The sequence below is a fragment of the Pseudomonas caspiana genome (genome assembly GCF_040224095.2).
Lineage (GTDB): Bacteria > Pseudomonadota > Gammaproteobacteria > Pseudomonadales > Pseudomonadaceae > Aquipseudomonas > Aquipseudomonas caspiana.
Map to the genome: position 1 here is coordinate 4,851,350 of NZ_CP167995.1, position 16,468 is coordinate 4,867,817.

The window sequence follows — 16,468 nt, forward strand, 5'->3', positions numbered from 1 at the left end:
ATGCCATGAACCACTTATCCCAAGACCTATATAAAAGATTTGCGGTGCATTCATTAGCGCGACTGCAGGACCATGCGCTAAAAAAGACGCCAAATCGTGATATCGCTATACACCTCGCTGATTCCCAGATTGAGCGGATAGCCCAGTCCGTAAGTAGTTAAACTTGCGGCAGCCTGAAGTTGAAGTTCAATGATCTTTGCAGCATTCAATGTGAATGACCCCATAAGGTGAGCAAGCGAATTAGTCAGGTTCCCAGTCCCCACTGCGCCGTTCCCGATGCCTTCCAGAACAGCCACCGAATCGGTAACGCTGTAGAGCCTTAAACGAGCATTATGGACGTTGCCCAATGCCGACTGTCCGATAACGAAATAAGTACCGGCGGGCAGGGTCAGCTGATTAGTAGTCAGTGTGGCGCCTGGAATATTGTTAGCCACCACCGTGTTCAGATCACGCGTTCGCCAAGCACCAGCCGTGTAGGTGCCGCCCGGTGTACCAAGGGGTTTGACATCACGAAAGTTTGCGAACCGGCGTGCAAAGCTGGTGGCACCTGTCGCGATTTGATTCGCCGCCAGTTTCAGTGGCGTGACTGCTGCAGTATTGTCAGTGCCAGCATTAACCTGAGCTTGAGTTGCAATCCTGGCAATACCCGCTTTTTCCTCAGTGGCGATATCGGGTAAGCCATCCGAAACCAACTTCTCAATCGCTACCACCAGCTGATCATTCTGCCCTTCAGTCGGCACCAACTCCGCCGCCTCAATAACGTTAATAATCTCCGACGTCATTGCATTACCCCAGTCCGCCGTGATCAAGGATCCGACCTGACCGGTAACGTTGCTTTCGTCGACAAATCGGCCGTCAACCAGCCCGACGTTGGGCACACTTTTTGGAAAATCCATTATTCATTTACCCCGTAATTTATAAACTCATGTGCATGCGCAGGGACTGCGCGGCGGATGACGCATTCGAAAGCGCTGCCGGGATTTACTCCGAAGCGCTCGCCCCAGTGGGTTACCGCGAAGCGACGGCCTAGTCGCAGGCGTGGGCCGGTGTTCAGGGTCCACATGTACTGCGCTGACCAGGTGCCGAAACGTGCTTTGCCGAAGCGCGCATTACCAAAGCGTGGTGTGCGGTATTCGGTGACGGTCGCTTGCGGATACCCCACTGAAATTGCCAGCTGCACGAAGAACGCAGGGGTCTGTCCGCCGACTTCTGTCAGGCGACGGCGGACGGCCAGTTGTCGGTCTTCAAAGCTTGGGTTCACGCCAAGGCACGGATCGGGAAGGCCCATGACCTGCTCCCAGTCGGGAACCAGTTCGCGTACCCGGTTTGGATCGCTTTCGCCCAGCAGATCAAACAAGCGCAGGTCTTCGCGGGCCAGCTCCAGGGAACCGGCTTCGAGCAGCTGATGAATTTCCGGCACACGTTCTGCATCCCACGCAGGCCCTTGCGGTAGCAGCGCCTTGAGCTGCGCGTAATACGCAGCAGCTGTTCTTATCGCCATAAGATGCCTCCAAAGGTAGGCAGCTCATTGGCGCCCGGCTGCACGTTGCCGAGTGGCGCGAACAGGGTGTGATCCTTTTCGCCAGCAGCGCCGCTGATCGCTTCCGCGATATGGCTGCCGAGCATGACAACACCGAGGTCGGCCTCGCGGCTGTGCAGGTCAATCAAGGCGTCTTCCACCGCAGCGCGAATCGCCCCGCTGTCGGGCGTCAGTTTGATTTCGTACTGGATCGGCAACTCGACTGGCGCCAACACCCGCACTTCTGCAGTCACCGGGCGCATGGACTCGATGTACTCGGAAACGCGCTGCAACTGCTCGGCATTGGGAATCGGATCGATATCGCCGTCGCGCACCACGAACAAGCCAACCGTGCCAGGCCCCATCCAGTGCCTGCGTACCCATGCCCGCGTCACGCCGGGCACTTCCAGCGCCCAGGTCACGTAGTCACTCTGATTACCGCCATGGGGCACTACCGCATACGAGCGCATGACTTTGGCCCGCAGTGCCTCAAGGCTTTCTTGCTCGGTGCCACCGGTCAGACCGGGCTCAAGCACCACGAAGGTATCGGCAACCCCAGCGACCGGCGACACAGTGGTCAAGCGCATCGACGCAGGGGTGTTGCCCAGAATGCCCGGCACCACAGCTTCCAGTTTTACCGAACCGCTCAGCGCCGTAAGCGTGACCGACAACGTCACTTTAAAAAGCGCGCCGTCACCTTCACGTTGCAGCAATGTCCCGGCATCCAGCACCGCACCCACGACCCCGGTGAAGCTGGCGGTACCGGCTGAACTCACTGCGGGCAGATAGCTGCGCCTCAGTCGCAGGAGAGCCATGCGCAGCAGGTTTTCCTCATCGGCGGTGTCAGGCAGGATCTGTGCAGCGATGTAGTGTTGATGTCCGTAGCGACCATAAGAGGCGGCACCATTGATGCGCGCCAGCACCTCGGCGTCGGAACGCAGCAGCGCGCTCGAACCTGCCAGATCGCTGCGGGCACGACTGATCAGCTCAGGTAGAGAAGGAGTTTTAAACGGCATTGATCACCAGCCATAAATTATCGAGATAAATTTCCACCGTGGCGCCGCCAGGCAAGGCCAGCCTCACCCGCATGTCGAGCCGCTCGGCACCGCGTGTGATGTCGATCAGGACGGCCGAAACCCGGCCGTCATCGAGCATCCATTGCAGCGCTTCACGGGCGTAATCCCGGGCATCGCGCTCGGTCTGCGCGGTGAGCGTGCGGCGACGCAGCAGGTAAAGTCGCGAGCCAATCTGGTCGTCGGTGACCGAAGGAAAACTGTCGCCCCACCAGCCGTAACGCTCCGGGTCATCGAGCTTGTCGTCGACCCCGGCCCGCCGCCATGTCAGCAGGCTGATGATTGCCGCGCGGCGCCAGGCCAGCTCTGTGGTTTCTTCATTGATCACGCTCATGGCTAGGCTCCCGGCACTGGTTTTTTGTCGGAGCCTTCATGCACATGCGTGGCCAGGCTGACCCCCGCAGCGATATGATCGCCAGAGGACTCGATGCGCCCGGTGGTGTTGATCAATGGCGTGTCGAAGGTCACCCCGCCGCTCGCCTTGACGCTGAAGTTTTTGGTTTGTAACGCCACGGAGTCCGTGGCGTTGATCTGCAAGGTCAGGGTCTGCAACTCAATGACACGATTGCGTTTGAAGTGGATGAAATCCCCCTCATCGGTGTGCAGCGCCACTTCGCCGCTCTTCAGACCGGTCAAACGAAAGCGGCGGTCTGAAATACAGATCACCACGCCGTGTGACCGGTCGCCGCCGATGAAAGCGGTCAGGCCCTCCGCGCCCGGATGCGGGTTGGAGGTGTAACCATAAGGCTCGAAGTGCTCGAGACCGTCCTTCACTTCGTCGGCGGTCAAGGTCATCTGCAGGGACTGAATTGCCCCGGCGGGGTTGACCAGATTGACGACTCCGCGGACGAGCGTGTTCAGCAGCTCTCTCATATCGAAGGCTTCCAGTAGGTAATAAAGTGGGTGAGCGATGCTTTACGTGGCGTTACTCAAGCTTTTTGGGCTCAGGTAGAAACGCTTCGATGGGCGCGACTGTGAGGTCAGCAGTCGTGCCGCTTTCCCCGAGGTTGTACTGGATCTGGCTGATCAGCATGTCCTGATCCTCACCGATCAAAGGGTCGACGATGCGCACGATCATGTTTTCCCGCCAGAGATCGCCGTTCGATTGCCGCCAGCCCTGAATCTTGTAGGTGCGGGTCAGCGCCTTGCCCTTGCGGCTGGCCCGCTCCCAGTCGGCACGAGATTGGGCGAGTTCCTGGGTCAGCTGATTCTGCTCATGAATGTGCTTCAGCCGTTTGCGCGGTGGTGTGTCGTCATTGGCAAAGGCTTCGACCTGCGCGGCTGCACTGGCGGGTTCTTTGTCTTCACGCTTACGCTGGCCAGTTACACGGTATTGAGAGAACACCCCGGAATAGTCCAGTTGCGCGGAACCGGTCAGAATGTTGTCGCCCAATTGCAGCCGGTCCACCGCACGCCCACCGCTGCCGGGCGCGACAATGACCAAATTACCTGCTCCATCATCGGAGGAGAAAAGCCGGGAAAGCGTGAGTAATTTGTCGATGGATTCGAACGCGGTTTCGCCCGGCGTAATGACGTGTTCCTTTACCGGGAGTGTTTTGGCGACCTCACTGAGCACCTTTACGCTGTAAGGCGTAGCGAGCGCTTGCACGATGAACTGCACGCTCTGTTTTTTCCATTGGCTGGCCGAACCGGTTGCCGCGCAATCCACCAGATCCGCCGTCAGCGAGCGCCCGGCAATCGAGCGGGTAACGCTGTTGGCGTCGTAGCTGACTGGCGTCGAATACACATGACCGGTGAGTACCAAATCAGCGCCGATACGAATTTCGCAGCGAGCGCCCTGCTTGACCGGAACTTCAATATCCTTGCCCGGCCAGCGCCAGGACACACCCAATGTGAAAGTGCGCGCCTGCTGCTCAATACCGGCAGTGATACTGACTGTTTTCCAGCCACGGTAATCCGTACCGTCGACGCTGAGCGTGACGACGTTTTGCGCGTCCATGGGTTACTCCTGAGCGACTTGAAGGGTCGCCGCCGGCAAAAAGCCTGGATGAGAAATGCCGTTACGCGCGACGATTTCATCGCCGCGAGTGGCGTCTGCAAACAGCCGAAAAGCCAGCACCACAGCGGGCACTGATTCTTTGGGCGTCATGTCAACGAGGTTTACCCCTGAACGTGCAACGGCGGTCAGGTGTTCCCTCATACGTTTGCGAACCGCTTCAATCCGCTCGAAGTGTTCGTAATCGGCCACCAATGCTGCTTGCCAGAGCACATCGTTCAGGGCGTCACGCAACTGCGTCACGTCAGACGCCACCGGGACTTCTGGACGCGTCACCGGCGTGGCGACCTGCTGCTCAAGACCGGGCACCCCCGGCAACGCCGCAGGTGCCGCGACCACTGGCATTGCCGAAGCCAGACGGATGGCATCGGCCAGCACCACATCGCGCACCAGTTCACGCGTCGCGGTCACAGTTGCGACCGTCGCCGCGCCTCCTGAAGCGGTTGCCGGATTCGCCAGCCCCAGTGCAGTTTCCACCTTGGTCATGGCTTGGCGCTGCGAAGTTTTGAAGCGGTCAAACTCGCTGGTCATGCTGGAGAATTGCGCGCCCAGCATCGTTGACAGATTTTCGGGAAAGTTAGCCAGGGTGTCCGCCAGCGAAGCCGCCGAACTGACAAATCCGCTCAACTGACTGAACTCGCGTTGAATCGCCAACTGCACCCCGGCAACGCCGTTTTGCAGGGCCGTCATGCTGATCCGCGCTTTGTTGATCAGTGACATCGCGCTCTTGTATCGGGCCAGTGCCGAATCCAGAAAGCTCTGGTTTTCCATTTCGAGCAGCCTGGCCGTATTGGCCACACCCACGGGGTAGCCTTTTTCACCGGCTTCCACGAACGAAAGAGAGAACCTGGCAATGCCGCCGTCCGCCCGCGCCTGTTTGACCTGACAACCCTCAGTCGCGGTCACGGTCATGCGCCCGAACCAAGGGTGAATCAACTCCCCCGAGCCGGGTTGATCGAGTGCATGCAACAGGTTGTCGCGCTGCACAAAGCAATCGTCTCCGATGACAAAAGCCTCGAAGGTTATCGCCCGGGTTTTACGCCCCATGTCTTCAACCAAAGGTCGATCACGCTGGGGATATTCATGCAACTGCGTACGCCGTCCCACTACCGTGCTGTCACTGTCGACCCAAAAGCCGACACCACGGAACGAGGCCGACTGCAGGTCATCCCGCCAAGTCTTGCTCATGTCGCTGTCCTTTATTTCGAGAGGCTAGTGTTGCGAGAGACTACGTACGCCCACTCGTGGCGATATCGAGAAACCCGGCTGATTGGTTTGCGCCTCACCGACGGTCGTGCCCGGCGGCGCATTCTGGAACTGCACCGTCAACGCGCCTTGCAGGTTCATGCGGGTGTTCGCCGCCGCCTGCTGGTTCAGCGAACCGGCCATGATCAGGCTGCCGGGTGCACCGGCTTGCTCAGGTGTTCGCAGCAGCGAGTCAGCTGATGCACCGCCTTGAGTGAGGTTGCGCTGTGCTTGTTCGTCGCGGACGATCTGGGCGGCATTGGCCATGACGAACTGACCAGTGCCCCCGCCGATGTTCGTATTGACCTTGACTGCGTCACTGCCACCGAAGAACGCCATGATCGAAGAAATAATGGGTTCAATCGTCGTCCAGATTGATTTGAACAAACCAATGATCGGCTCCCAGTTAGCTTTGACGCTCGTCAGCGGAGACCAGGAAAAAAACTCAGTGATCCATCCCCAGGCCACCATCCCTGCGGTTTGAATCGTCGTCCAGACCTCCTGAAAGAAGCCAGCAACCGACGACCAGTTGGCAATCAACAAGCCGGCTGCCAGAGCAATACCACGAATGATGAGCCCCACGGGATTGTTACCTATAACAGTGCTCATAACAGCACTGGCGACCGTCGCCGCGACCACCGCCAAACGCAGGAACGTAAACCCCGCCGCCGCACCGGCGATGCTTCTGACCAGCCCGGGATTGGCCTCGGTAAACGCCGAGACCTTGCTGATCAACGGCCCGATTGTGCCGAGGAAATCGTTAACCGGCGGCAACAAAGCCGTGCCAATGGCGATCCCCAAGCGGGTCGTCTGGTTATCCATCACCTGCAGCCGACTGGCGGTTGTCTGCGCAGTGGCCGCATAAGCGTCCTGTACCGAGCCTGCATACTGCTGACTGTTGCCAACCAACTGGAAGTTACGGTACAGCGTGTCGAGATCAGCCAATAGCGGAGCAGCAGATTGATCACCGAACAACTGCGACAGCATCGCGCCCTGCTTGCCTTTTTCCAACGCATTCAGCTTGGTCAGCACATTGCTGATCGTACCTTCGGCATCTGCAGACATGCCTTCAGACACCGCTTGCGCGTCCAGCCCCAACGCCTTGAAAGCTTGCTTTTGGCCCTCGGTTGCGAGAGTGCCTGCGTTCAGCGTTTGGGCAAAATTGCGCATACTGCTGGCGGCCGCTTCTTCGGAGGCGCCGCCTTTGGCGAATACAGCGCCCATTGCGGCGGCCTGCCCCGAACTCAATCCGGACGAGCCTGCGGCGGTGACGATCCGGGCCACTTTCCCTGCGTCCACGCCCCCGGCCCGGCCCAACTGAGCGATCTGGTCGGCAAGGGCCATGGCTTCAGTCTGGTTAAGTTTGAAGCCGGTGCGCCATGACGCCATCGTTGCACCGGACTGTTCCCCGGTCTGCTCGAACGCAATGCCCATCTTCAAAGCGTCTTCGGCGAACGCTTTCAATTCCTCTCGGGCTATGCCCGATTTCCCGCCCAACGCAAACACTTGCGCGATGCCCGCAGCGGACACCGGCAATTTTTCCGACAGATCCAGAACGTCCTTGCTCATCGTCTTGAACTGCTCAGGCGTCTGAAAATCAACCACCCGCCTGACCTTGGCCATAGAGCTTTCAAAGGCAATAGCAGCTTTGGCGCCATCAACGAAGGGCTTCATCAGCCCCTCCTTGCCTGTCAAAGTGTCCATGAAGGGGATGTTGCCCAAGGCGCTCAAGGATTTACTCAGGGTCGATGCTTCTTTCTGCGCGCCTTTGAGCTGGAGCGACACCCGGTCAATACCAGTAATCACCATCGCGACTTGAAGTTTATTAGCCATTATTCCCTCGTTGCTCTTCGAGTATTCGAAAGGCATGCCACTCGCTTTCCAGAATCACATCCAAAGGTCTTCCCATGAGCACCTCAGGGTCCGACCTCCAGAAGTAAGCGAGGTCGTACACCACGCCGATCAGGTCGGCGACGCCACCGAAGCGCTCTGCAGGAAAAAACCGATGATTTTCCACACCAGGCTGTTCAGATCCGCCAAGTCCAGTTGGTTGACTGACCCCGCCGGAATGGCTGCACACACCGCGATGTATTTGCAGGCCGCTTCGATATCCGCCACCGGCATCGACGAATCGGAAAGCGTGTAAGGCAGCACCTTGATCGCCCGACATTCTTCAGCCGTCGGGCGACGCAGGTGCAGCTCGGTGAGTTCCTGACCGTGTGCCTTGATGGCAACGGCCAGGGTAAAGGTCTCTTTGCTCATCACTGCCAGTCCCCCGAGATACCTTCGAATTTGAGGCTGACCTTGCCGTCCTCACTGGTGCTGGTCATGTCATCCACCGCGTAGGCGCCGCTGAGCACGTAAGTGGTGCCGTCGTTGAACTCGGCGGTAACCGTCATGTTGGTGCCGGTCTCGATTTTTGCCCGAGGGAAATCGACGGTACGAATCGCGTCGACCTTGATGAACGGCGTGACTTCATTTTCCTTGAAGTAGCCGACCACGACGGTTTCGCGCTTGACCCGGGACATCGGTACTTCTACCGCGCCCGTGATAACCAGCTGTTCGCCGTCGACCTTGATGTAGCAAGTACCCGCAACTTTCTGACCCATGTGAATCTCCACTAAAAAAGCCCGCACAGGGCGGGCTTGAAATGACGTTTGATTAAGCGGCTCAGGCCGCGTCGGAATACTGCAGACGGAACTGATACAGCAGCGCGAACACGCGCAGTTGGTTGACCAGATCCGGTGGATACAGCACGTTCAGGCGATTCGGATTGGTCGCATCGCGCTCAACGATCAGGTTGTCCTTGAAGGCGTCGATGTTCTCGACAATCCCCAGACGCACCAGCTCACCATAAGCAGCGATCAGCTCACCGCGAATCACCTTCGGGGTCACCATGCGCTGACCGGGACCGAATTTGGTGCCGTCGTTCGCCAGTTTGTGACGACCGTATTTGCTGGTGATGCGAGTGCGCAGGAAGCGCAACACATACGCAGACTGGTGCAGCGGCTCGCTGTCCAGATACGAGTCATCCGGCTGGTTGTACGCGTTACGCTGATACGTCGTGATCGCCCGCTGGATACGCATCGCGCTGCCCGAATATTCGAACGTAGCGATGCCGCTACCCAGCAACGACTGGTATTCATCCAGCATGAAACGGTCGCTGACCGCCGCTGGTTCAATAGCCCCCAACTCACCCGACTGGGTCGGGCATGCAGGGTCAGCGCTGATGAACACCGCAGTACGTGCGCTGAACTGCGCGGCCACTTCCCATACCGGCTGCGGAATGCTTTTTTCCATTGCGCCGATGGATACCGAAGGGTCATTACGCAGTTTGCCCGCAGCGACCAGGGCACCCAACGTACCGCGCTTGGCACTGTAGACCCGACCGTAGATCTGCTTCGCCCAGGACCAGCGGCCCGAGGTGAAATCCATGGTGGATTTCCAGTAATCCAGTGTTGCAGCGTCGGTCCATGGCTGGCTGATGAACTCGAACGGTTCATCGCCCAGCGCGGCCAGCGCGGCGGCCATTTCCGGTGTGCCCACACCACCGGCCATAGCAGCCACAACCACTTCCAGACCCGCTGGCAGTTGCTCGCCATTGGCGGCACCCAGTCGGTTGAAGCTCAACTGGATATCGTTGCCCAACTCACCTTTGAACTTGCTGACCAGCGTCACAACGCCCGCTTCGGCGGTAGCGGTCACCGGCAGATCGGTGGCCGCATTGATAGCGCTCAGCAACGCAGTGGCTGCTTCGGCAGCAGTCGCCAATTCAGGCACGATGGCACGTACGCGCACACCGCCCACATACAGGTTGAGCAGACCGGCCGCCGTGGCGGTACCGGTCAGCGTGACCTTGCCTTGCGCATTGGTGCCGGACTCGATCTTGAGTGGCAGGCACCAGACTTCGCCCGCAACGTCGATCTTGCGATGCGCTGCATGCATGGCCCACAACATCGAACCGGCGCCGCCGATGGAGCGCGCTTCGGTGCTGCGCGAAATCAGCACCAGGCGGCCGATGTCTTCACTGGTTGCATCATCGTTGACCTGACCAATGATCAGGCGACGCAGACTGGACGCGCCGCTGTTGGCCATCGAATTATCAAGCTCGGCGTAAAACAGTGGCACACGAAGATCGGATGGAATCTGGCTGAAACCTACAGTCATTTGGCTGCACTCCCTTTGGCTTTGGGCAGGCTTGGAGCCGTACCCACGATTACGTCTGCATCATTGATCCGTCGCTGCCAAAAGGCAGTCAGCGGTACTTCGTAGCCCTCGGCGGACAGCAGTTCGCCGCCCCGGGCCGGATCCGGAACAGCCCGGCCTTCGGCAGGTTTCACATGCACTCGTTTCACTGGGGTATATCCTCACGGGTTTTAAATTCGATACGGCCATCCGGGCCGCGATCAGTCAGATTTCGGTCGACCATGGGGTCAATGAAGTCGATGTCCATATCGACTCCCTCAAGCAGTGGCAGGCCATCGTTGACCTGCTCCTGCCACGTTTCGGGAGGCCCTGCCGGATCACTGCGACCCAGCATGAACTCAGTGAAAAACCGGAATTGGTACACAACCCGGTTATCGTCAATCAGCAACATCGAGCTGCCGCTGTACTGCAAAGGATCGTCCTCAGCTTCAGGCTGAAAACCCACCAGAGCAGCCCATAGCTGAACCCGAATGCTGTGCAGATCCTGGCTCGCGACTTGGCCGTATTGGTCACGGTTAGCCAGCGCCACGTTGATCAGGTATTGCTCACGAACGATGTGCCGGACCACGTTGGTGGTGGACTCCTGAGCGGTATCGCCCGCCGTCAGGACATAGGCAGCAGGCATCGCAAGCTGGTCATCGGTGCGGGCGCTATCCCATTGCAGACCACCGGCGACCCGGCCCTGAAAACCGGGACAGCGCTCACTTATCTGTGTGATCAAAGTTGTTACGTTCATCTCAGAACTCCAGTTTCAGAACTCCAGACACCACAAAGCCCCGCGGACGGGGCTTTGCAGTGATCGTAAAAAATGGCTCGGCAGGCCCTGTAGGTCGGGGCTTTCAGAGGTTCTGATGAGTAAGTCATCAATGAAGCAGCCCGGCCTTTCCGCCGGGCTGCTTTTAAGTCTTACAACGTATCTTTGTTAGTTGGTGATCAACAGATCCAGGCTGGTGGCGTCGCAGGAGTAGTCGCCTTTGTTGTCAAACACGAAATACAAAGGAGCACCTGTTGTAACCGGAATAGCATCCTCGCTCACGACGGCGCTGCCGCCATTAGGGAGGTCGTAAGTCTTGATCGCAGAGTCACCAGACTTGATGATCAAGGCAATGCCGTTGCCGCAGGACGTATGCAAATCATTCACACGGCCGTGAACACTGACCGACCCAGTAATTGGACTCGTCCAGCGAATAACCGACTGGGTGTTGTTGCCTGGGTGCAACGCGGCATCACCTTGCTTGAAGACAAAGCTGCCGCCACTTCCCGAAAAACCGTAATCAGCCTTTGGAATTGCGATCCAGCCGCCCGTGGCAGAGTTCTGCCAGCAGGTTGCTGGAGAGGCACCGCACTGATCTGCCGCAAAGGAAGGCATGGCGGTGTAGTTCGCGGACGAACCGCCGCCCGCCGCACTTTGCATGAATGCCCAAGTAGAGCCAGCTGGTGCACTCTCTTTCATCAAATACATATCGCGAGCCAGGTTCCACGACTGAGCCGCAGCCCAAGTGTTCACGGAAACAAAGGACGACAGCAAGGTCGTAGCCAACAGAAGCGTTTTGAACAGTTTCATAGTTCACCTCGAGGTATTAATCTGGGTATTGATCCGGTTGCGCGGACTGTCCGCACGCTGGTCGCTCAGAGGCGATGACTCGGGGCTCTCGGCCCTCACATGATTCAACGTCCCGCATCGGGAACATTTGATCTGGAGTTCGGTGTACTCGCCCACTCGGGCAAGAAGTCTTTTGCATTTCCCACATCTGCAATCTTTCAACATCTGCCTATGCCTTTTATTTATGCCGGGGCACGCAGGCTCAATCCGCAGTCGTCGGCAGGTTTTGCGCTGCAACGCAAAAGCCCCGAGAACGGGGCTTTGCAGTGATCGTGAAAAGTGGCTCAAAAAACCCGCCGAATGCGGGCTCTCAGAAGCTATTGGCATGCAGGCATCAGCTCATTGCCCGATCTTCCAGACTTGCGCCAGATTGCCGTTGCTCTGGTAAACAGAGCCGACAAATACAGCCAGAATCATGACCAGAGGCCAGGCCTGAACCGGCATGACCAGCATGCCTTTGCAGATGTAAACCATCACCGTGCCTGCGCTGACCATGACCAGCCAGGCGAGACAGCTCATGTTGCGGCGAAACCGTGCGCCCTTGCGGCGAAACGTGAAGAGCCGAACGAACAAGCCCATGCACAACCAGAACGTCACCTGGGTGAGCAGTGCGCTAATCAAAGGCTTATCCATCCTGACCTCCAGGCTGCCCGGTCTCTAATCTGCCGCGCCGTTTGATGGCTGCCAGCGCCACCGTGACCACCAGCACGGATGCCCCGAATGCTGCGGGCCCTGAATATTTGAAAGGGCGGATCCCCCAGACCTCGAAGTCCACCAACGCGGGGGCGAACAAATAACCCATTACGAATGACACCAACAGAAAGACCATCCGCTTCCAGACCGGCATTTCTTCTGTGGTGGTAAAGAACACCAATGCACCTGCCAATGCGCCGATGGCGGCGAGCGTATCGATGCCTGTCAACAATCCTGCGAAACCCGCACCGGCCGCACCAGCGACCACGACAGATGCGGCCGTGCTCGCTGGCTCGGCCATGCTCATACTCCATTGCGAACCCCAAGGGGGAAAAAGAAACCCCGCCGAAGCGGGGTGGGTGACTGCCTTTAAAAGGCCTGATGATAGGGCTGCAAAAGCCTGCCTGGCCGTTGCTGCCTCAGGCGTAAATCTCAGATCGTGCCGCCTTTGTACCTGCCGCCGGAAAGCATGGGAAGAGGCGATTTTGAGGAGGTTCACATGCGACCGGAACACGACAGGAATGTGACCAGAACACGACAAAGTCGCTCGACGAATGGTTGCCAGATCGTCACTTGAAGGCTCGGCAAACGGATGACACAGCTGTCGCGAAGTAAACACAGGATCTGTAGGAGCTGCCGAAGGCTGCGATCGCGGTGTACCGGAAGAGATGCTTCGCAGCCTTCGGCAGCTCCTACAGAAAACGCATTTCAATTCAGTATTTAGCTGTTGAGCAACGCGAGGCCGCGATGGCGTTCTGTCTGACACACCGCCATCTCTGCCTCGCGTTGCTCGTACGCTCCTACGGGAAATAAATTTCAAATCAGGTTCTGCATGTGTCACTTGCTGGAAGCCAACCCACGCTTGCCCGAACTCACCATTACAATCGCCATCACCTGCTCATGCAGCCGCTGTACCCAGTTGCGATAGGTTCGGTCGGCCCCTTCGGCAATCCCTGCGGTGCGCATCTGTTCGCGCACCGGTACCAACTCGCAGTAGCGTTGCGTGGCCAGCTTGGCTAAAGCCGCCTGGCCGGGTGTGCGCTGTAATTGCGCAACGGCGCGATCTATCGCGGTGGCGATGGTGTCCATGCCAGTGCCGCCTGCAAGAATGCGCGAGCCCGGTGTGCTGCGCGGCGGTGCCCCGCCCCACTCGATCAATGCGCCCAACTGGCTGCCTAAACCACCACCCAAACCTTGCTCACGGGTCTGCTCGCCCCAATGCACCATCAGCTTTTCAATTTCCTTGATCATTGTTGTTCCCTCTACATCAGCTCAATGCCCGCGAAGCTGGCATTGCGAAAAACCCAAGGCGTGATTGATCGACCTGACCGAAGTCAGGCAAATCGTCGTAAACCCGTGGGACGAACAAGAAGATTAGCAATCGCTAATATTTACATCAATAGCAAAATGTAATTTACTGTCTGCTAACGCAAAGCGATGATTGAGCCATGGATATCTACGAACAACGCCTTAGAGCCCTTCGCCATGCTATGGCTGGACTCACCCAGAAAGACTTCGCCAACCAGTTCGGTCTGGACGCGTCTTATTTATCGCAGCTGTTGAACGGCCATCGAAAGCTGGGCGAGAAAGCGGCTGCAACCCTTGAGGGCAAAATTGATCTGCCCGCAGGCACATTGGTTGCTCCAGAGACAAGCGATCTGCTTGAGGGCACAGCGCCAAAAGCCGTGGCTGCCGTCGACACTAAAAGAGTCATGGAAACCTTGGGGTTTATCACCATTCCGCACCTCAACGTCGCAGCGTCGATGGGCTACGGTCTGGTTCCGGAAAATCAGGTTGAAGTCATTCGCGAGATGACCGTTCACCTTGATTGGCTGAAAACCCAGGGCGTGCCGTACTCCAGTCTTGAAAATCTGGCGATCATCACCGGTGATGGCGACAGTATGGAGGGCACCTTTCGCGACGGCGACTCGCTGCTCGTGGACCGGGGAATCACCGAAATCCGCACCGACGCGGTTTACGTGTTCACCCTTGACGGCGACCTATTCATCAAGCGGCTTCAGCGGATGACCGGGGGCGCACTACGAATGATCTCGGACAATCCCGTTTACCCGCCGATCATGATCGACGGGGCCGATCTGGAAAAAATCCATATTCAAGCGAGGGTCTTGCTCGTGTGGAATGCCAGGAAACTTTGAGGCTCTGAACCAAGCTAAAAAACACGCCCGCTCCTGCGGGCTTTTTTACGCCCAAACGAAAAAGGAGTACACACGTACTCTTTTACCTTGCCGTTTTGCCCCTCAATAATTACTGTATGTATATACATAACACCAAGGAGGATCACATGTCCAAGACGCAAACCAGGGCCCTCGTCCCCCCTACATCGCTCGAACTGCTAGGCGCACGCCTTCAGAAAATCATTACGTCACCCGCCGCTCGCAAGGAACATGCGGCGTTGGTCTACAAGGCACCAGACGAATCTCAGCAGGACTGGGATCAAATCATTGATGCCATCACCGAGACGGATGGCGTGTACGCAACCCTTCAGGACGACGGCTCCGTACGCGTGTTCTGGGACGTGCCGGCTCAGGACTGAATGATTTATTCAAACGCCAGGAAATATTTAGCAAACGCTATTGTATAAATATTTAGCTATTGCTAATTTAATCTCGTACCCATTCATTACCGAGTACGAGCCATGAAGAACCCAAAGCATCACCCTCGCTGCCTGGTGTACCTGCATCCGGCAGCCGCTTCGAGTCCTGCTGCAATCCGGACTATCCAGCAGCAAGTCGGCCTGCTGCTGATCATTACTCCGAAAAATCGTCGCGATCAGGTCAATCCTGCCTTTGCCACTGCGGATCAATCCAACCCTTGGGGAGGTGACGCAGCATGAGTCAGACCCTCAATCAACTGCGGTCCGAATTTGCCACCCCTTGCCCAACGCTGAGCGCCGTGAGAGAGCGGTATTTCTCTCATATTTCGAGCGATCGCTACCTGATGCGCAAGATCAGCAGTGGCGCAATTGCCCTGAAAGTTACTCGCCTGGGTGGCTCCAATAAAGGTCAGCCAGTGGTGTATTTGCACAACCTCGCGGACTATCTGGATGCTCAAGACCAGTTACAGGCGGCGTGAGCAGAAAATTGCCGCTGCCAGACAGCGGCACTGATTTGATGCCTGAAAAGCAACGGCCGAAGATCCACATATGATTTTTTAGCAAAAATCATAAAACTCAAAATTTACCGCGACATGTCTAAATCGATACTTTTGGAGAACAGCACTGATTTTTAAGGCTTTTTCAAACTAATTACTGGATATTTCAAAATAATCGGCTACGCGGTCTAAAGGTGAAACGTTTAACGTCGATAGGCTACTAACGTTTCCTCCCTCGACAGGCCCTTCGCATGAATCTGAGAAACCTCAATATCGCCCCCCGATTGCTAATCTGCTTTGGCTTTTTTGCCCTGCTGATCACAGCCCTGGGCCTGTTCTCGCTGCAACAATCGATTGGCCTGAAAGAATCACGAGAAACCCTTCAGGACAACATATTGCCCACCGTCCAGGCCGTCGAGCAGATCAAGAACGACCTGATCACCATCCGGCTTGGTAACACCGGTCTGCGTGCAGCACAAAGTGCTCAGGACGCAGACAGAGCCCGCGAACGGATCAGTCAGGCACGCAGCAGTTTGGAGACCGACATACACAAGCTCAAACCCTTGCTGACGACTGCGGCCGGAAAACAGACTTACGTCGCCATGGAAGCGGACATGACGGCCTATCTGGCCGTGCATACACGCTTTCTGGAGGCCGTCAGCCAACAACGTGAAGACGTTATCAAGGCGTTGACTGTCAGCGGCGGCGAAATGACTCAGGCTGCTGACCGACTGGGTAAAGACATCGCTGAGATTTCCCGCCTTCTTGACCTCAAGATTGCAGAGTCAGACGCCATTGCAGACCAGAACTATGCCCAGTCCCGCAACGTCACCATCATCGCCATTCTCGTAGCGCTGATTGCCACGCTGGTTCTGGCCGCGCTGTTCACTCGCAGCCTGACCGCGCCCATTGCAAAAGCCCTCATGGTTGCCCAGCAAATTGCCGCCAACGATCTCAGCAAACCAATTGATGTGGACGGCAAGGATGAGCCGGGCCGCCTG

23 protein-coding genes and 1 pseudogene are annotated in these 16,468 nt (G+C 57.4%); 6 read left to right on the forward strand and 18 right to left on the reverse strand.

The window, feature by feature from the left end; genetic code table 11:
- Window positions 1-77: 77 nt before the first annotated feature.
- The 15 genes from ABRP31_RS22010 to ABRP31_RS22080 form a co-directional block, all read right to left on the reverse strand.
- Window positions 78-896, reverse strand: coding sequence for a hypothetical protein (locus tag ABRP31_RS22010; protein ID WP_349969758.1), 819 nt, complete (start codon window positions 894-896; stop codon window positions 78-80).
- Window positions 896-1,501 carry a putative phage tail protein gene (locus tag ABRP31_RS22015; RefSeq protein WP_349969757.1) on the reverse strand — a complete coding sequence of 202 codons (606 nt, stop codon included), beginning with the start codon at window positions 1,499-1,501 and terminating at the stop codon, window positions 896-898. Before ABRP31_RS22015 ends, ABRP31_RS22010 begins: the two co-directional genes overlap by 1 nt.
- A complete protein-coding gene (locus ABRP31_RS22020) occupies window positions 1,492-2,535 on the reverse strand; it encodes a baseplate J/gp47 family protein (protein WP_349969756.1) in 1,044 nt (347 codons plus the stop codon). Before ABRP31_RS22020 ends, ABRP31_RS22015 begins: the two co-directional genes overlap by 10 nt.
- Window positions 2,525-2,920 (reverse strand): phage GP46 family protein, encoded by a 396-nt coding sequence (locus ABRP31_RS22025; protein WP_372489467.1) that lies wholly within the window; start codon window positions 2,918-2,920, stop codon window positions 2,525-2,527. The genes ABRP31_RS22020 and ABRP31_RS22025 overlap by 11 nt, the downstream gene beginning before the upstream one ends.
- Before the next feature lie 8 nt (window positions 2,921-2,928).
- Window positions 2,929-3,465 carry a phage baseplate assembly protein V gene (locus ABRP31_RS22030; protein WP_349969755.1) on the reverse strand — a complete coding sequence of 179 codons (537 nt, stop codon included), beginning with the start codon at window positions 3,463-3,465 and terminating at the stop codon, window positions 2,929-2,931.
- A 52-nt stretch (window positions 3,466-3,517) separates the two neighbouring features.
- Window positions 3,518-4,552 (reverse strand): phage baseplate assembly protein, encoded by a 1,035-nt coding sequence (locus tag ABRP31_RS22035; RefSeq protein ID WP_349969754.1) that lies wholly within the window; start codon window positions 4,550-4,552, stop codon window positions 3,518-3,520.
- A gap of 3 nt (window positions 4,553-4,555) precedes the next feature.
- Window positions 4,556-5,797 carry a DNA circularization N-terminal domain-containing protein gene (locus tag ABRP31_RS22040; protein WP_349969752.1) on the reverse strand — a complete coding sequence of 414 codons (1,242 nt, stop codon included), beginning with the start codon at window positions 5,795-5,797 and terminating at the stop codon, window positions 4,556-4,558.
- Between the two features lie 24 nt (window positions 5,798-5,821).
- Window positions 5,822-7,687 (reverse strand): phage tail tape measure protein, encoded by a 1,866-nt coding sequence (locus ABRP31_RS22045; protein ID WP_349969751.1) that lies wholly within the window; start codon window positions 7,685-7,687, stop codon window positions 5,822-5,824.
- A 129-nt stretch (window positions 7,688-7,816) separates the two neighbouring features.
- On the reverse strand, window positions 7,817-8,116 hold the full coding sequence (locus ABRP31_RS22050) for a phage tail assembly protein (RefSeq protein ID WP_087264742.1): 300 nt from the start codon (window positions 8,114-8,116) through the stop codon (window positions 7,817-7,819).
- Window positions 8,116-8,463 (reverse strand): phage tail tube protein, encoded by a 348-nt coding sequence (locus tag ABRP31_RS22055; RefSeq protein WP_087264743.1) that lies wholly within the window; start codon window positions 8,461-8,463, stop codon window positions 8,116-8,118. Before ABRP31_RS22055 ends, ABRP31_RS22050 begins: the two co-directional genes overlap by 1 nt.
- 61 nt (window positions 8,464-8,524) lie before the next feature.
- Window positions 8,525-10,021 (reverse strand): phage tail sheath C-terminal domain-containing protein, encoded by a 1,497-nt coding sequence (locus ABRP31_RS22060; protein WP_349969750.1) that lies wholly within the window; start codon window positions 10,019-10,021, stop codon window positions 8,525-8,527.
- Window positions 10,018-10,209: a DUF2635 domain-containing protein gene (locus tag ABRP31_RS22065; protein ID WP_087264745.1), complete on the reverse strand. Its 192-nt coding sequence runs from the start codon at window positions 10,207-10,209 to the stop codon at window positions 10,018-10,020. The genes ABRP31_RS22060 and ABRP31_RS22065 overlap by 4 nt, the downstream gene beginning before the upstream one ends.
- On the reverse strand, window positions 10,206-10,796 hold the full coding sequence (locus ABRP31_RS22070) for a hypothetical protein (protein WP_349969748.1): 591 nt from the start codon (window positions 10,794-10,796) through the stop codon (window positions 10,206-10,208). The genes ABRP31_RS22065 and ABRP31_RS22070 overlap by 4 nt, the downstream gene beginning before the upstream one ends.
- Before the next feature lie 186 nt (window positions 10,797-10,982).
- Complete coding sequence (locus tag ABRP31_RS22075; protein WP_349969747.1) at window positions 10,983-11,624, reverse strand: hypothetical protein; 642 nt, start codon at window positions 11,622-11,624, stop codon at window positions 10,983-10,985.
- A gap of 3 nt (window positions 11,625-11,627) precedes the next feature.
- A complete protein-coding gene (locus tag ABRP31_RS22080) occupies window positions 11,628-11,780 on the reverse strand; it encodes a Com family DNA-binding transcriptional regulator (RefSeq protein WP_349969868.1) in 153 nt (50 codons plus the stop codon).
- Between ABRP31_RS22080 and ABRP31_RS22085 the strand changes: the two genes are divergently transcribed.
- The gene (locus tag ABRP31_RS22085) at window positions 11,724-11,933 is read left to right on the forward strand and encodes a hypothetical protein (protein ID WP_349969878.1); all 210 of its coding nucleotides are present in this window, start codon (window positions 11,724-11,726) and stop codon (window positions 11,931-11,933) included. The genes ABRP31_RS22080 and ABRP31_RS22085 overlap by 57 nt on opposite strands.
- A gap of 69 nt (window positions 11,934-12,002) precedes the next feature.
- On the opposite strand, the gene ABRP31_RS22090 is transcribed toward ABRP31_RS22085, so the two are convergent.
- From ABRP31_RS22090 to ABRP31_RS22100, 3 genes are all read right to left on the reverse strand, one after another.
- Window positions 12,003-12,296, reverse strand: coding sequence for a phage holin family protein (locus tag ABRP31_RS22090; protein ID WP_238599512.1), 294 nt, complete (start codon window positions 12,294-12,296; stop codon window positions 12,003-12,005).
- The gene (locus tag ABRP31_RS22095; RefSeq protein WP_087264749.1) at window positions 12,289-12,657 is read right to left on the reverse strand and encodes a putative holin; all 369 of its coding nucleotides are present in this window, start codon (window positions 12,655-12,657) and stop codon (window positions 12,289-12,291) included. The genes ABRP31_RS22090 and ABRP31_RS22095 overlap by 8 nt, the downstream gene beginning before the upstream one ends.
- A 536-nt stretch (window positions 12,658-13,193) precedes the next feature.
- On the reverse strand, window positions 13,194-13,607 hold the full coding sequence (locus ABRP31_RS22100) for a hypothetical protein (RefSeq protein ID WP_349969746.1): 414 nt from the start codon (window positions 13,605-13,607) through the stop codon (window positions 13,194-13,196).
- A gap of 197 nt (window positions 13,608-13,804) precedes the next feature.
- On the opposite strand from ABRP31_RS22100, the gene ABRP31_RS22105 reads away from it, so the two are divergent.
- From ABRP31_RS22105 to ABRP31_RS22125, 5 genes and pseudogenes are all read left to right on the forward strand, one after another.
- A complete protein-coding gene (locus ABRP31_RS22105) occupies window positions 13,805-14,512 on the forward strand; it encodes a S24 family peptidase (RefSeq protein WP_349969745.1) in 708 nt (235 codons plus the stop codon).
- 146 nt (window positions 14,513-14,658) lie between these two features.
- Window positions 14,659-14,910: a DUF1654 domain-containing protein gene (locus tag ABRP31_RS22110; RefSeq protein WP_087264752.1), complete on the forward strand. Its 252-nt coding sequence runs from the start codon at window positions 14,659-14,661 to the stop codon at window positions 14,908-14,910.
- Between the two features lie 102 nt (window positions 14,911-15,012).
- Entirely contained in the window at window positions 15,013-15,210 is a 198-nt protein-coding gene (locus ABRP31_RS22115) for a hypothetical protein (RefSeq protein ID WP_087264753.1), read from the forward strand.
- The gene (locus ABRP31_RS22120) at window positions 15,207-15,449 is read left to right on the forward strand and encodes a pyocin activator PrtN family protein (protein ID WP_087264754.1); all 243 of its coding nucleotides are present in this window, start codon (window positions 15,207-15,209) and stop codon (window positions 15,447-15,449) included. Before ABRP31_RS22115 ends, ABRP31_RS22120 begins: the two co-directional genes overlap by 4 nt.
- Before the next feature lie 269 nt (window positions 15,450-15,718).
- Window positions 15,719-16,447: pseudogene (locus ABRP31_RS22125) on the forward strand (MCP four helix bundle domain-containing protein); the annotation flags it as partial.
- Window positions 16,448-16,468: the final 21 nt, after the last annotated feature.